The sequence below is a fragment of the Aeromonas sp. 600948 genome (assembly GCF_049174875.1).
GTDB classification, from domain to species: domain Bacteria; phylum Pseudomonadota; class Gammaproteobacteria; order Enterobacterales; family Aeromonadaceae; genus Aeromonas; species Aeromonas veronii_A.
In genome coordinates, this window is the sequence record NZ_JAAKTY010000002.1 from 49,422 (window position 1) to 64,287 (window position 14,866).

Annotated in this window: 15 protein-coding genes and 2 tRNA genes; 6 read left to right on the plus strand and 11 right to left on the minus strand. The window is 60.0% G+C overall.

The features are described 5' to 3' along the window. Positions 1-79: 79 nt before the first annotated feature. Together puuR and G5182_RS01950 are read left to right on the plus strand one after the other, a co-directional pair. Positions 80-616 (plus strand): HTH-type transcriptional regulator PuuR, encoded by a 537-nt coding sequence (gene puuR, locus G5182_RS01945; RefSeq protein WP_337072501.1) that lies wholly within the window; start codon positions 80-82, stop codon positions 614-616. A gap of 45 nt (positions 617-661) precedes the next feature. Next, positions 662-1,939 carry an NAD(P)/FAD-dependent oxidoreductase gene (locus G5182_RS01950; protein ID WP_227342264.1) on the plus strand — a complete coding sequence of 426 codons (1,278 nt, stop codon included), beginning with the start codon at positions 662-664 and terminating at the stop codon, positions 1,937-1,939. Positions 1,940-2,067: 128 nt separating this feature from the next. Here the strand turns inward: G5182_RS01950 and G5182_RS01955 are convergent, their stop codons facing one another. From G5182_RS01955 to tsaA, 6 genes are all read right to left on the minus strand, one after another. Then, entirely contained in the window at positions 2,068-2,316 is a 249-nt protein-coding gene (locus G5182_RS01955) for a DUF3297 family protein (RefSeq protein WP_005347440.1), read from the minus strand. Positions 2,317-2,522: 206 nt separating this feature from the next. Then, on the minus strand, positions 2,523-3,011 hold the full coding sequence (locus G5182_RS01960; RefSeq protein ID WP_040065876.1) for a TIGR00645 family protein: 489 nt from the start codon (positions 3,009-3,011) through the stop codon (positions 2,523-2,525). A 181-nt stretch (positions 3,012-3,192) separates the two neighbouring features. Beyond that, positions 3,193-4,575, minus strand: coding sequence for an ATP-binding protein (locus G5182_RS01965; protein ID WP_421254146.1), 1,383 nt, complete (start codon positions 4,573-4,575; stop codon positions 3,193-3,195). Then, entirely contained in the window at positions 4,575-5,249 is a 675-nt protein-coding gene (locus G5182_RS01970; protein ID WP_216953181.1) for a response regulator, read from the minus strand. The genes G5182_RS01965 and G5182_RS01970 overlap by 1 nt, the downstream gene beginning before the upstream one ends. 229 nt (positions 5,250-5,478) lie before the next feature. Then, positions 5,479-6,027: a cytochrome b gene (locus G5182_RS01975; RefSeq protein ID WP_227342265.1), complete on the minus strand. Its 549-nt coding sequence runs from the start codon at positions 6,025-6,027 to the stop codon at positions 5,479-5,481. A gap of 288 nt (positions 6,028-6,315) precedes the next feature. Further along, positions 6,316-7,020 (minus strand): tRNA (N6-threonylcarbamoyladenosine(37)-N6)-methyltransferase TrmO, encoded by a 705-nt coding sequence (gene tsaA / locus G5182_RS01980; RefSeq protein ID WP_227342267.1) that lies wholly within the window; start codon positions 7,018-7,020, stop codon positions 6,316-6,318. Positions 7,021-7,231: 211 nt separating this feature from the next. Here tsaA and G5182_RS01985 point away from each other — a divergent pair, with 211 nt between their 5' ends. Then, a complete protein-coding gene (locus G5182_RS01985; protein ID WP_227342269.1) occupies positions 7,232-8,230 on the plus strand; it encodes an NAD-dependent epimerase/dehydratase family protein in 999 nt (332 codons plus the stop codon). A 158-nt stretch (positions 8,231-8,388) separates the two neighbouring features. On the opposite strand, the gene G5182_RS01990 is transcribed toward G5182_RS01985, so the two are convergent. The 4 genes from G5182_RS01990 to cydD form a co-directional block, all read right to left on the minus strand. Beyond that, on the minus strand, positions 8,389-8,775 hold the full coding sequence (locus G5182_RS01990) for a DUF488 domain-containing protein (RefSeq protein WP_005338205.1): 387 nt from the start codon (positions 8,773-8,775) through the stop codon (positions 8,389-8,391). Positions 8,776-8,784: 9 nt separating this feature from the next. Continuing rightward, entirely contained in the window at positions 8,785-9,156 is a 372-nt protein-coding gene (gene rcsF / locus G5182_RS01995) for an Rcs stress response system protein RcsF (RefSeq protein WP_013723982.1), read from the minus strand. Positions 9,157-9,319: 163 nt separating this feature from the next. Then, the gene (gene cydC / locus G5182_RS02000) at positions 9,320-11,050 is read right to left on the minus strand and encodes a heme ABC transporter ATP-binding protein/permease CydC (RefSeq protein WP_227342271.1); all 1,731 of its coding nucleotides are present in this window, start codon (positions 11,048-11,050) and stop codon (positions 9,320-9,322) included. After that, complete coding sequence (cydD, locus tag G5182_RS02005; protein ID WP_227342272.1) at positions 11,043-12,812, minus strand: heme ABC transporter permease/ATP-binding protein CydD; 1,770 nt, start codon at positions 12,810-12,812, stop codon at positions 11,043-11,045. The genes cydC and cydD overlap by 8 nt, the downstream gene beginning before the upstream one ends. A gap of 201 nt (positions 12,813-13,013) precedes the next feature. Between cydD and G5182_RS02010 the strand changes: the two genes are divergently transcribed. Next, positions 13,014-13,087 (plus strand) — tRNA-Gly (locus tag G5182_RS02010). Positions 13,088-13,102: 15 nt separating this feature from the next. After that, positions 13,103-13,177: transfer RNA gene (locus G5182_RS02015), tRNA-Gly, on the plus strand. Positions 13,178-13,339: 162 nt separating this feature from the next. Here the strand turns inward: G5182_RS02015 and arcA are convergent. Then, positions 13,340-14,059, minus strand: a complete 720-nt coding sequence (arcA, locus tag G5182_RS02020; protein WP_005338193.1) for a two-component system response regulator ArcA — start codon at positions 14,057-14,059, stop codon at positions 13,340-13,342. 396 nt (positions 14,060-14,455) lie between these two features. On the opposite strand from arcA, the gene G5182_RS02025 reads away from it, so the two are divergent. Further along, on the plus strand, positions 14,456-14,863 hold the full coding sequence (locus G5182_RS02025; protein WP_421254147.1) for a DUF3293 domain-containing protein: 408 nt from the start codon (positions 14,456-14,458) through the stop codon (positions 14,861-14,863). The last annotated feature ends 3 nt before the right edge of the window (positions 14,864-14,866 follow it).

Below are 14,866 nucleotides of genomic sequence, written 5' to 3' on the forward strand. Positions count from 1 at the left end.
GCGGAGGCCTGCCATGAGCGGGGCGCCAACCCAGAGCAGCAGTACCCGCTCCGGTCAGGGGGCTGCACGGCAGGCTAGCATGGGGGAGCGGCTGGCGGCGGTGCGTCATCAACTGGGGCTCTCCCAGCGGAGGGCGGCCGAGCTGAGCGGCCTGACCCACGGTGCTATCTGCATGATCGAGCAGGATAAGGTGAGCCCCTCGGTCGCCTCGCTGCAAAAGCTGCTCACCGTATATGGCTTGCCATTGTCACGCTTTTTTGCCGAAGAGGAGCTGAGTCGCCCGCCGCAGGTGGTGATCAAGGGTGATCAGTTGATCGAGCTGGGCAGTCAGGGGGTCTCGATGAAGCTGGTGCACAACGGCAACAACCGCCGCCAGCTCGGCTTTATGCTGGAGACCTACCCCCCGGGCACCGACACCGGTGGTCAGGTGACCCACCAGGGAGAAGAGGTGGGCACTGTGCTGGAGGGTTCGGTGATCCTGACCGTGGCAGGAGAGAGTTATCAGCTGGAGGCGGGTGACAGCTATGTAATCGACACAGGCGAACCCCACAGCTTCAGCAATCCGTCGGGGGAGACCTGTCGCATCGTCAGTGCCCATACCCCGGCCAGTTTTTAATCTTGGAATAGGGTTTGCCAACCAAACCGGTAAGGAAACAGGATCATGACCGAACATGTAAACAGTTACTACGCAGCCAGCGCCAATAAACACGCGCCCTACCCGACACTGACCGAGCAGCTGGAGTGCGATGTCTGCGTCATCGGGGCGGGGTATACCGGCCTCTCCAGTGCCCTGCATCTGGTGGAGAAGGGCTACAAGGTGGTGGTACTGGAGGCAGCCCGGATCGGTTTTGGCGCCAGCGGCCGCAACGGCGGCCAAATAGTCAACTCCTACAGCCGCGACATTGACACCATAGAAGCGAACTGCCCGCCGGATCAGGCCAGGCTGCTCGGTTCCATGCTGTTTGAGGGGGGGCAGATCATCCGCGAGCGGATCAAACGCTACAACATCCAGTGCGATCTGCAGGAGGGGGGCGTCTTTGCCGCCGAGACCGAGAAACAGTTCCACGAGCTCAAGGCGCAGCAGGCGCGCTGGCAGAAGTGGGGCAACGACAAGCTGGAGCTGCTCGATGCCAGAGGCGTGCGCGAAGTGGTGGCGAGCGATCGCTACGTCGGCGCCCTGCTCGACAAGAGCGGCGGCCATATTCACCCCCTCAATCTGGCTCTCGGCGAGGCTGAAGCGATCCGCATGCAGGGTGGGCAGATCTTCGAGCAGTCTGCCGTTACTAGCATCACCCCGGGCCAGCCTGCTCTGGTCAAGACCGCCAAAGGAGCGGTGAAGGCGCGCTACATAGTGGTGGCCGGTAACGCCTACCTCGGCAATCTGGTGCCCGAGCTTGCCGGCAAGAGCATGCCTTGCGGCACCCAGGTGATCGCCACCGAGGTGCTGGGGGAGGAGCGGGCCCGCGAGCTGCTGCCGCAGAATTACTGCCTGGAGGATTGCAACTACCTGCTCGACTACTACCGCACCAGCGCCGATCACCGGCTGATCTATGGCGGCGGCGTGGTCTATGGCGCACGGGATCCGGCAGATATCGAGCGGCTGATCATCCCCAAGATGCTCAAGACCTTCCCCCAGCTTAAAGACGTCAAGGTGGAGTACACCTGGACAGGCAATTTCCTGCTCACCCTGTCGAGGCTGCCACAGTTTGGTCGCATCGGCCCCAACATCTACTACATGCAGGGCTACAGCGGCCACGGTGTCACCTGTACCCATCTGGCGGGCAAGCTGCTCTCCGAGGTGCTGAGCGGTCAGGCGGAGCGCTTCGATGCCTTTGCCAAGCTGCCGCACTACCCCTTCCCGGGCGGTCGCCTGTTCCGCATTCCCTTCACCGCCGCGGGCGCCGCCTGGTACACCTTGCGCGATCGGTTGGGGGTATAAGGGCTGCCCGGCGAGAAATATGGTCTGGTGCTGGCGACGATGCGAGCGCAGATGCCAGCACAAATGCCGAAAAACAGAAGGCCACCGCGAGGGTGGCCTTCTGTTTTACCCGAAGCGGGTTGCCGCGATTAGCTGTAATAGGCTTCGACGGTGCCCTTGAGTTTGATCAGGATGGGTTGACCACGGCGATCCAGCGCCTTGGGGGAGGGGATCTTCACCCAGCCTTCACTGATGCAGTACTCCTCGACATCGGTGCGCTCTTTGCCGTTCAGGCGAATACCGATCGGGTGCTCGAAGCAGGCTGCCACATAGTGAGGGCTGCGGGGATTGCAGGAGAGGTGATCCGGCAGAGCCGGTTTGGTGCTGGTATCGCTCATCGATATAACCCGAAATGAATAAAAAGTGGGTCATTGTAGAGAATGCCGCCATGGCATTCAAGGCGGCCACAATACCGGCCAAGGCGGGCGGCCATCTATGTTGGTGACTTGCTTATCCCCGTTGCCAATCCATCCCCAGCTCGGGGCGACCGCTATGCCCGGTCCATGTCGTGTTATCGGGCATAGCGTCTATCGCAGGCTGACTTCTATTTGCGGGTCAGCTTGTCGAGGTAGCCCATGGCGAAGGCCGAGAGGACAAAGGTGATGTGGATCAGCAGGTACCACTTGATCTTGTCGTTGGGGAGGTTTTCGGCATTCATAAACACCTTGAGCAGGTGAATGGAGGAGATGGCGACAATGGAGGCGGCGACCTTGTTTTTCAGGGAGCCGGCATCGAGCTTGCCGAGCCACACCAGTTTGTCGCTCTCATCCCCTACATCGAGGCGCGAGACGAAGTTCTCATAGCCGGAAAACATCACCATCACGATAAGTCCCCCCACCAGGGTGATATCGATCAGCGACAGTGTGACCAGCACCAGATCCACCTCTTTCATCTCCAGTATGTTGGGCAGGATATGGAGGATCTCCTGAAAGAATTTCACCCCCAGTGCCAGCAGTATGAGGCTGAGCCCAAGATAGATGGGGGCCATGATCCAGCGGGATGCGTACATCAATCTTTCAAACATGTTTTCCATAGTGCGATTAAAGATCCATCAAATGGTTAACAAACGAGTCGGCCATAGCTTAACCGAGATGCCTCACATCTCAAGCATCTCGATAGCATATTGCTGAATTGGGTGGTGCCAGGCAGGATTTTTTAACCCCGGGGAGGGCGATGGAGCGGTTGGCAGGGCTCGTGGCCTTGCCCATCCGGTGTCAGGGAAGATTCAGGGTAAAGCGGGCACCGCCGAGGGGAGATTCATCGACCCGGATCTGGCCGCCGTAGCTGTGAACGATCTCGGTCACGACAGCCAGACCGATGCCCTGGCCGGGCGAGCTGTCAGCGCGCACGCCACGCTGAAAGATCTGCTCCGATTTGGCCGGATCGATGCCCGGGCCATCATCTTCTACCTCGATGCGTAACCGATCGAGATGGCGGCGTACCGTCACCTTCACTTCGCTGATGGCAAATTTGCAGGCGTTGTCGAGCAGGTTGCCCATCAGTTCCATCAGATCGCCCTGTTCGCCGTGGAAGAGGGCATCATCATCGAACTGGAAGTGGGTCTGCAGCTTCTTGTGGCGATAGACCTTGGCCAGACTGGCCAGCAGCTTCTCGATGAGCGGTACCGGCTCGGTGCCCTTGCTGGCGAGGCGCTGGCGACCGGTGACGGCTCGTCTGAGTTGGTACTGGATCATCTGATCCATGGTGAGGATCTGTTCATTGATGTTGTCGTGGATCTCCCTCCCCAGCTTCATTTCGCGGGTGGTGATCTGGATCAGCGCCAGCCGTGTTTTCAGGCTGTGAGCGAGATCGTTGAGGGCATGCTGGTAGCGCTGGGTCTGCTGGCGTTCGTTCTCCAGCAACTGGTTGATGGAGTCGGTCAGCGGGGCCAACTCCCGTTCAAAATCATGGGCGATAGCATCCCGCTTGCCTGCCCGGATGTCGTCGAGCTGATTGGCGATAGTGCGCAGGGAGCGGAGGCTCCAGAAGGTGGTGAGCAGCAGCAGCCCGGCCAGCAGCAGATAGGCGAGCAACGCCTGTTTGGCCGTCTGGTAGAGGTAGGCGCGGGACTCTTCGTGATAGCGTTTGGCCGAGTCAATCATCACCACGTAGTAGGCTGTGGTGCCGCTGCCGGGATTGCGGGTAAAACGCAGGCTGTAGACGAAGTAGCTCTCGCCGTTCTTGATGGTGTGCTTCTTGAAGAAGTAGTCGAGATCCATTCCCCCCAGATACTTCATCAGGTCCCGACAGATGGTCTGTTTGGCCTTGATCACCTCCGGCATATGGAGGCTCGACCAAATCAGCTCGCCATCGGCACGACAGATCAGCGTATCGAGATTGCTGTTACTGACCTGGCGGGAAATGCGTCCGATCTCGGTGGCTTCGCTGTTGACTGGCTTGGTAGAGGAGAACATCTTGGCCAGGTTCTCCTGCATGCCGGCGCTCGCCTTCTGGCTCTGCTCCTCCATGTGGCCGAGGTAGAGAGCATAGACGGCGAACCCCATGCTCAGTGCGATGACCAGCAGCGAACTGAGCAGCAGTTTGATGTGCAGAGAGCTGCGGAGCATCCTGATGGGACGTGGCAGATGAAACTGCATCAGCTACAGGAGAGGTTGAAGATGTAGCCCTGACGACGGATGGTCGAGATGGGTTGAATCGTCCCTTCCGGATCCAGCTTTTTGCGCAGGCGGCTCACCATCACCTCTATGGTGTTGGGATCCCCCTCTCCATCGCCGTAGAGCTGGTCGAGTAACTGCTGCTTGGAGACCACCTGACGGGCGTTGCGCATCAGGTACTCCAGAATCAGGTATTCAAAGCTGGTGAGCACTGCCACTTCACCGTCGATGGTCAGCTCCTTGCGGGAGAGATCCAGCTCGTAATCACCGGCCTTCACTCTGGGGGAGATAAAGCCGGCGCTGCGGCGCATCAAGGCATTGAGGCGGGCCAGCAACTCATCTTTCTGGAACGGTTTGACCAGATAGTCATCAGCCCCCGCCTCCAGTCCTTCGACCTTGTCCTGCCAGTTGCCACGGGCGGTCAGCACAATGATGGGGAAGGGGATCTGCCGTTCGCGCAGTTGGCGGATCAACTGCAAGCCATCCATATCGGGCAGACCGAGATCGATGATCGCCACATCAATGGGGTAGTCGGCGGCATAGTGCAACGCAATTCCGGCCTGATCGGTGCTGTATACCTGATTGTTGGCTTCGGTCAGCAGAGAGGAGAGGTGGTGATTGAGCAGCTTGTCGTCTTCGACCAACAGAATTTTCATGATGTGAACGGTCATAGGGGTCCAGACTGTCAATTAGAAAGTGTATGTCGCTTTGAGTCAATTCGAATCCTATCGTGCAGCTCCTGTATCGGGACTGAATCATAAGGCGTTCTGCTTGTAGAGACCTGTCAGAGGCCTGAGCAGTGGGCCGCTTCAGAGACACCGGTCTTGTCGCGTTCAAAAAACAGAAGGGGCAATGTGCGCCCCTTCTGTTTTGTTCTGCTGCTTGTTAGCTGCGGCGCGGCGGCAGCATATTGGTGAGGGTGTTGTCTTTGAGAATATGGTGGTGATAGAGGGCGGCCACTGTGTGCAGGCCGATCAGGGCGTAACCGATATTGCCCAAGGTTTCGTGCACCTCCTTGATCAGCCCCTTGATATCCGGACTTGGGGAAAGCAGGGCAGGCAGCTCAAGCCCGAAGAAGGGGATGGGCTTGCCCGCGGCGCTCAGCAGCAGCCAGCCAAACAGCGGGGTAAGAATAAGAAAACCGTAGAGGGCGAGGTGGGCCAGTTTTGCCAGCTTGTGCATGAGCGGGGATAGCTCGGGCACGATACGGGGTGTCGGGCTCATCCAGCGCAGGGCCAGTCTGACAAAGACCAGGGCGAAGATAAGCAGCCCCAGCATAAAGTGCCACTCCTTCATCAGATCCCGGCCAGGGTCCCCCTTGGGAAAGATATCGCGAAATTCGATCAGGGCGTAGACGGCGATCATGGCCCACAGGGTCAGCCAGTGCAGCCCGATATTCAGGGTGCCATAACGTTGTTCACTGTTCATCAGCATAGGTTTGTTCCTTCGAAGTGTTGTCACATCCGTGTGGCATCCCCGCACTCAAGCGTGTCGGGGCGAGGCCTGATCCCTTGGCGGCAATAGCCGGGCTGCCATGCTTGCCATCAACCGGCAGTCTGCCGCTGGCATCAGTCAGAGAGGAGATACCCTCTACTGTCTGCATGGTATCACTGGTAACCGAGCGGATAGTCTGATCAATGCCACACAATTTACAGGCTCATTAAGCCCCTTGTGATGTGAAGAAGGCGTGAAATAGCATCAGTGATGTCGGCCCGCCCAGGTTCAGGCGGGCTCGATGGCCAGCACCACGCAATCCGGCTCGCTGATGCGAAAACGGACGTTGCAGTCAAACAGCCGCACCCCGTACTCCTTCTCATCGGGCTTGCCCTTCTTGTAGGCGGGGCGCGGATCTTGTGCCAGCACTTCGCTCACCAGCTGGCGCAGCTCGGGATGGGCATTGAGCCAGGGTTGCAACTGCTGCTCGGCCTCGGCACTGAAGTTCACCGCCAGCGGCGGGGTGGGTGCGTCGGGGGCAAAGCCACCACGGGCATCCGGCAGGCTGTCGGCATAGGGAATATAGGGTTTGATATCGACGATGGGGGTGCCATCGAGCAGATCCACCGCCCCCAACTCCAGCCACAGCTTGCCCCGCTCGCGACCGACCCCGTGCAGCTCGACCACCGAGAGCCCTAGCGGATTGGGGCGGAAGGTGGAGCGAGTGGCAAAGACGCCGACCCGTTCGTTGCCGCCAAGTCGTGGCGGGCGCACAGTCGGGTGCCAGCCCTGCGCCATGGTCTGATGAAAGACGAAGCTGAGCCACAGATGGGAGAACTGCTCGATGCCGCGCAGCACATCCGGCTGATCGTAAGGGGGGAGCAGCTCGAGGCGGGCGCGGGCCGATTTGACCAGACCGGGCTGGCGGGGGATGGCGAACTTCTCCTTGTAGGGAGAGCGGATGATCCCGAGGGTGTCGATTTCGAACTTCATGGCGGATCCTGACTGAAAACCCCGGCAATTTAGCACAGGTGGCCCCAAAACGCAGGCTTGGCCTCACTACGCCCTTTTCTGCGGCGCTGCCGTGATCCCTGTCCCATCCCGGCCAGTCGGGGGCTGTGCCCGCGCGCCAAGTTGCGTAGGGTGGTGGCAACGGGCGCATCAGGATGAAATGTGCGCACTCGCGCCGAAGGGAGGGAGAGGGATGAAACTGCTGATTATCGGTGGCACCGGCTTTTTGGGGCGCCACCTCACCGCGCTGGCACTGGATTGGGGCCATGAAGTGACGCTGTTCAACCGCGGCCTGCACCAGCATCCAGACTGGCACGATCTGGTGCAGCTCACCGGCGACAGGGACAATAGCCTGAGCGCCCTGCAAGGGGCCGGGTTGCAGTGGGATCTCGTCATCGACACCTGCTGCTATCGCCCCGAGCAGGCGGCAAGCCTCTCTGCCGCCTTGCTCGGGCGCTGCGCGCGGCTGATCTTTATCTCCACCATCAGCGTCTATCGCGATTTCTCAATGCCCGGAATGGATGAGTCGGCGCCCCTGCACCCTATCCCCGAAGGTGAAATGCCCACTGACTATGGCCCCCTCAAGGTGTTGTGCGAGGAGGAGTATCGCGCCCGCTGGGGCGAGCGGCTTTGCATCCTGCGCCCGGGCGTGCTGTGCGGCCCCCATGATCCCACCGGTCGCATGGCCTGGTGGATTAAGCGGGTGCAGCAGGGCGGGCCCTGGTTGCTGCCGGGCAGTGGTGAGGATCGTTTGCAGTATCTCGATGTGCGCGACTGCGCCGAGTTTGTGTTGCGCGCGGCCGAGCAGCAGTTGGGGGGCATATTCAACCTGCTCAAACCCGGTATTACCTTGAGTGACTGGCTGGAGCGGCTGAGCGCCCGGTTGCAGCCCGCTCGCCCCATCCAGCCCGAATGGTTGCCTTGGTCGACCCTGATGGCAGCCGGTATTGAGCCCTGGCAGAGCTATCCCACCCTCTTGCCCTGCGCGCAGGCGGAGTTTACCGGTTACGGCTCTATAAGCGCCGAGGCGGCCATCGTCCACGGGTTGAACTTCCGGCCGCTGGAGGAGACCGCCGCCGATCTTGCCCACTGGCTGGCCATCGAGCCTGCCGCCGAGGTGGCGGAACATGCCATGACTCAGGCCGAGGAGACTGCGCTACGGCAGCAGTTGCTGGAGCCCAGTCTGCAATAAGAGAGGGTGCATCGAGCCGCTGCTACCAAGCGTGGCGCGGCAGGTGTGAATACAACGAGAGAGGGCAGCCCGCGGGATGCTCTCTCTCTATCCAATGTCTGATGGTTGCCGAATACAGGCTGACGCGATTCCCCATCCCATCGCTGTCGCTCGCCGAGTTAGCGGATGGCGGCCCCCGCGGCTACCAGCAGCTCTTTCAAAATTGTGCGATGGCAGCGGGACTCCTGCTCGCAGTAGCAACCCACCGACAGATTGGTGGTGTGGGAGAGGGCGGCCAGCAGCGCCAGATCATGCCTGGCGGCAGGTTGCGCCATCTCGGCCTTGTACTGTTTGCCAAACGCCGCCCATTGGGCGGGTGTCTCGGCTGCCTGCCCCAGCTTCATGGTTTCGCTGCTGGGGGCCAGATTGGGGAACCAGACATCGTACCAATGCTGGCTGGCAAATTCGCTCTTGGGTACGCCGCGGGGCGGGCGGCGCACCGTGCCGATCCGCAGCCCCTCATCGGGCAGGCGCGGGCTGCCAAGGCGAACGATAGCGAGGGCCATGACAGCGGGTTACTTCTCTTCGGCCACTTTCAGCGCCTGCCCGTAGCAGATCACCTGTTTCAGGCAGCCCGGGGTGTCGCTGAACTCGGCGCATTTGTCGATGGTGACGCCGTTGCCGCCCATGTCGGCTGCGCGGCGGCGAGCCAGGGTGCGCGCTTCACCGGCGTTGGGCACCGGCTGGTTGGCATCGGCCTGGCAGGATTCACCCTCGATGGTGCCGAGGTAGAGGTAGTTGAGGTCAGCCAGCTCATCCTGTTCATAGATGCGCACGCTACCGGGTTTGAAGTATTCGTCGAAGTTCTCTTTATCCAGATTGCTGTTGAAGGCGTAGTTGGCACAGCCGGAGGCAATCAGGGGCATCATCAGGATCAGGCGTTTCATCGTCTCGTATCTTGTGTCGGTGATGAGGACAGTAGAAATGCGCAGGCGCTCCATGTCGGCATCTTGTTGAATAATGAGGGGGACATTATAGGGGCCAGCCGCCTGCGGCGACCAGCCCCGTTTTGCGCCCGGTTGTCAGGGTGTGAGCCCCATCAGGCTGATATCAAACCGGAGCCAGTCGTTGATAGAGGCTGCGGTAGTAATCATCCCCCAGCAGCTCGTCATGAGGGGCGCAGAGGCGGATCTGTCCCTCTTCCATCAGGGCAATCCGGTCCATCTGCTCCATCCCCAGCAGGCGGTGGGAGATGAGCAGCAAGGTGCGATCTGCCCCAAGCTTGAACAGTAGATCCATGATCTCCCGCTCGGTCTGACTGTCGAGCCCTTCGGTCGGTTCGTCCAGCAGCCAGAGCGGCGCATCGTGCAGCAGGGCGCGGGCGATGCCGATACGGCGACGCTCACCACCGGAGAGGGGGCGGCCGCCGTCACCGAGCCAGGCGTCGAGGCTCGCCTCATCTTCCAGCAGATTGGCCAGTCCGACCTGGGTCAGCACCGCAATCAACTGCTCGTCAGTGGCGGTCGGGGCGGCCAGTTTGAGGTTGCCCCGCAGGGTATCGGCAAACAGGTGCACCCGTTGGCTCACCACCGAGATGGAGGCGCGCAGCGCCCCTTCGCTGTAGTCGGTGAGCGGCTTGCCACCCAGCAGGATCTTGCCAGCCTGCGGGCTCCACTCACGGGTCAGCAGCCCCATCAGAGTCGATTTGCCGCAGCCGGTCTGGCCCAGCAGCGCCAGCTTCTCACCGGCGTGCAGTTGCAGGGTGCAGCCACGCAGCACCGGCTGGGGGTTGCCGGGGTAGCCAAAATAGAGGTCATTGATCTGCAGCGCGCCAGCGGTGGCATGGGTCTGCTCGTTGCCCCACACGGGGGCTTTGGCCTCTTGCAGGATCTCGTTCAGGCGGCGTGCCGAGGTGAGGCTGGTGGAGAGGTGCTGGAAAGCCCCCGCCAGCGGTATCAGTGCCTCGAAGCTTGCCAGGGTGGCAAAGACCATCAATGCGGTGATGGGGTCGGGCGCAGCGCCCGCTACCCCATGACCGGCCAGCCAGAGCATCAGGGTCAGGGTCCAGCCGCTCAGCAGTTGCACCGAGAAGTTGGCCAGCCCGCTCACCTTGGCCATGCGGGCCTGCGCGACGAGCAGTGCCTGTTCGGCTTGTTGCAGCTCACCCAGCGCCTTGGGGGCGGCGGCAAACATCTGCAGCTCGGCCTGACCATCCAGATAGTCCACCATCCGGGTGCGCAAGGTCGATTTTTCGGCAATCAGCGCCTGACCGGGGCGACGGCCGAGGAAGTAGAACACCAGCGGCAGGGCAATCATGCCAAACAGCAGAATGGCCCCCAGGGTGAGGGCGAGACGGCTGTCGAAAAACGACAGGAAGAAGACCAGTCCGGCGGTGCTGAGCAGGGCCGCGCCTATGGGGGTGATCAGCCGCAGATAGACGTGGTCCATCGCATCGATGTCGGCCACCAGTCGGTTGAGTAGATCCGCCTGACGGAAACCGGCCAGGGTACCGGTGGATAGCGGCGAGAGTTTCTGCCAGAACCAGACCCGCAGTCGGGTCAGTACCCGGAAGGTGGCGTCGTGGCTCACGACCCGCTCACCCCAGCGACCGGCGGTACGGACGATGGAGAAGAAGCGCACCCCGCCTGCAGGGGTCATGTAGTTAAAGGCATGGGTCGTCGCAACTGTCATCCCCGCCACGGCAGCGGCGGAGAGGAACCAGCCGGAGAGGGAGAGCAGCCCCATGCCGGCGGCCAGGGTCACCAGCGCCAGCAGCAAACCAATGGTGAGGCTGAGCCAGTGTTGGCGATAGAGGCGCAGAAACGGCAACAGATCACTCATCGAGAGAACCTCCGGAACGTTGGGAGAGCAGGCGGGCAAAAGGCCCATCCGCCTGACTCAATTGTTGGAAGCTGCCTTGCTCCACCAGCTGGCCGCGGGCCAGCACCATTATCTTGTCCATCTTGGTAAGCTGGTCGAGGCGGTGGGTGATCATCAGCAGGGTCTGGCCAGCCATCGCCTGCTCAATGGTGGTCATGATGGCGCGTTCGGAGTGGCGATCCAGACTGGCGGTCGGCTCATCGAGCACCATCAGCTGGGTTGATTTGAGCAGGGTACGGGCCAGGGCAAGGCGCTGGGCCTGACCGACCGAGAGGCCGCCCGCCTGATCGCCGACCGGATAGTCGAGCCCCTTCTCCATGGCAAATTCCCACGCCTGCGACCGTTTCAGGGCATCTTCCAGCTCGGCATCGCTGGCCGTTGGCTTGGCCAGCAGCAGGTTGTCGCGCAAGGAGGCGTGGAACAGCTGCGGGTTTTGCGAGAGCCAGCCCAGTTGCAGGCGCCACTGGCTCATGTCGAGGGTGGCGAGTTCCTGTCCGTTGACCTTGAGCTCGCCGCGATAGGGGGCAAAGCCGAGCAGGGCGTTGACCAGCGCGCTCTTGCCTGCGCCGCTGACGCCGATGAGGGCGGTACGTGAACCGGCTTCCAGGGTGAAGTCGATGGGGCCGACCAGCACCTTGCCCTCGGCGCTCAGCACTTCAAGGCCTTTGGCTTCTACCTTGACCGGGCTGTCGGCATGGAACGGCGCCGTGCCTGCGGCCGGTTCGCTCACCTCGGCTTCGAGGAATTCCAGCAGCTGCTCGGCAGCGCCAATGGCCTGCGCCTTGGCGTGGTAGTGGGCACCCAGTTCCCGCAGCGGGGCGTAGAACTCGGGGGCGAGAAACAGCACGAACAGGCCGGTAAAGAGGGTGACCTTGACCCCATAGCTACCAAAGTTCAGATGGTCGATATAAGAGAAGCCGAAGTAGACGGCGACTAGTGCCACTGAAATGGCGGCGAAGAACTCCAGCACGGCGGTGCTCAAAAACGCCAGGCGCAGCACCTCCATGGTGCGTTCGCGAAAATCTTCCGAGGCGTCGCGAATGGCGTCACCTTCTGCCTGGGTACGCATAAAGAGTTGCAGGGTACGCAGCCCTTTCAGCCGATCGAGGAAGTGGCCGGAGAGACGGGCCAGCGCCTGAAAGTTGCGGCGGTTGGCATCGGCGGCGCCCACACCCACCAGGATCATAAAGATAGGGATGAGGGGGGCAGTGCCCAGAAGGATCAGACCTGCCGCCCAGTTGACCGGGAATACAGCCACCAGAATGACCACCGGAATAAAGACGGCGATGGCCATCTGCGGCAGATAGCGGGAGAAGAAATCCTGCATGTTTTCAATCTGTTCCAGCAGCAGGCTGGCCCAGCTACCGGCCGGACGGCGCTGTATATAGGCTGGGCCGAGACGGCTCAAGCGCGTGAGCACCAGTTGGCGGATGGTCTGGCGCACCGCGCTGCCCGCCTTGAAACTGGCCACTTCGCGGCCGTAGGCCAGCGCCGCTTTGCCAATCGTCACCAGCAGCAGGGTAATAAAGAGCGTGATGGATTGCTCAGGCGTTGAGCCTTCGATGATAAAGCCGTGCAACAGGGTCGCCAGCAGCCAGGCTTGCGCCACCATCAGAATGCCCTGGCCAAGGCCAAAAGCGATGGATATCGTGATCCAGCGGCGACCGTGACTCGATTGCTTGCGCAACCAGCCATAGAGACGTTTTTGCGTTTTTTTATCCATTACCACCATCCTCGCGTCGAGTGGCGCAAGACTATCCTTGCCGTTTGGCCTTGGCAACCTTGTAAATTATCTGTGTTGAAAATGTTTGATTGAAAAAGCAACCGTCTGTTCAATCCTTGTCCGAACAGATTGATTTATTGAAAAAAGTGGCAAAGGCGCCATTGCGCTCGGCGGCAAAATGCATATAGTAGGAGCCCTGACGCGGGTGTAGTTCAATGGTAGAACGGTAGCTTCCCAAGCTGCATACGTGGGTTCGATTCCCATCACCCGCTCCAAATTTCAGATGCCAGGCGGGCATCGTATAATGGCTATTACCTCAGCCTTCCAAGCTGATGATGCGGGTTCGATTCCCGCTGCCCGCTCCAGCTTCAAAACAAAAAGCCCACTCCTGCGAGTGGGCTTTTTGTTTTGAAGCTGTCTTGTGCGCCGTTCGACGTCACGCTCACGGTTTCTCGGCTTTTAAGGCAAACCGCAGAGACAGAAAAGGCGCTCGAGGCGCCTTTTCAGATCAACAGCGTAGCGGGAGCTTATTCCTGCTCCAGTTCACCACAGAAACGGTAGCCTTCACCGTGGATGGTGGCGATGATCTCCGGAGTATCGTTGACGCTTTCGAAGTGTTTGCGAATGCGACGGATGGTCACATCGACGGTACGGTCGTGGGGCTTGAGCTCGCGGCCTGTCATCTTCTTCAGCAGCTCGGCACGGGTCTGGATCTGGCCCGGGTTTTCGCAGAAGTGCAGCATGGCGCGGAACTCGGAGCGCGGCAGCTTGAACATGTCGCCAGTCGGGCTGACCAGTGCGCGGCTGTTGATATCCAGCGCCCAGCCGTTGAACAGGTAGCGCTCAACCAGCTTCTTCTCTTCGCCACCGGCAGCCACGTTCATGGTGCGGCTCAGCAGGTTGCGGGCACGGATGGTCAGCTCGCGCGGGTTGAACGGCTTGGTGATGTAATCATCGGCGCCGATCTCCAGACCCAGGATCTTGTCCACTTCGTTGTCACGACCGGTCAGGAACATCAGGGCGATGTTGTCGTTCTCACGCAGCTCACGGGCCAGCAGCAGGCCGTTCTTGCCTGGCAGGTTGATGTCCATGATCACCAGATTGATGGTGTGGGAAGTGAGGGCTTGGTGCATCTCGTCGCCGTTGTTGGCTTCGAGCACGATGTAGCCTTCGGCTTCAAAAATGCTTTTCAGGGTATTGCGTGTGACCAGTTCGTCTTCGACGATCAGAATGTGTGGTGTTTGCATGAGTATTCCCAGATTCTTATCAGTTAATTATCTTAAATTTAACACTCTTTGGCGTTTCAAACCGATTTCCTGACTGATCCTGAAAATTTATTACGTCATCCTGGGTATGAGAGTCAGGTCGGAATATCGCGAATTAGGCATCAGTACCGGCAAGTATCCCTGTGCCACTTATAGGTTCCCGACAAGTCTGGTCGAGCAGAGCCTGGAAAGGTCGTCCATTACGAAAGTGGCCGCATTTTATCAGTTAACAGGAGCATAACAACACTCTTTGCCGTCAGATAGCAACTTTTTAACTCTGTTTTGATATAGGTCAAACCCTGGCACAGCAGCATCATACTTGGCCTGAACCGGGTTTTCGCCCCTACAAAATGTAATGGAATGTAACATGTGATTGACATGAATTTGTGGGAAAACTACAAGAAAATCTGCTTTATCGCGCCATTTGAGCCACCAGATTGGTCTGCTTTTGCCATCATCACAGCCTGGAATCCGGCCAGCCAGTGGGTCATAGAACGACGCAATATGCGGCGGGAACGGGCGCTGTGGCGCCATCTGACCGTGGATTTGCAGGTGCCCGTGGTGGGGCCATTTTGGGGATCTGACCCGGATGAATGCTGGCAGGAGTCATCGCTGGCGGTGGCGCTATCCCAGCCACAAGCCCGTCAGCTGGCTGCCCGTTTTGGCCAGAACGCCATCTACTGGGTGGAGGATGGCCAGCTCTGGCTGACACCGGTATTGACGGATAAATCAGCAGTTTGCTTGGGCAATATTGAATCCTTCTGGATTGCCAGAAACCTTGCCTGATGA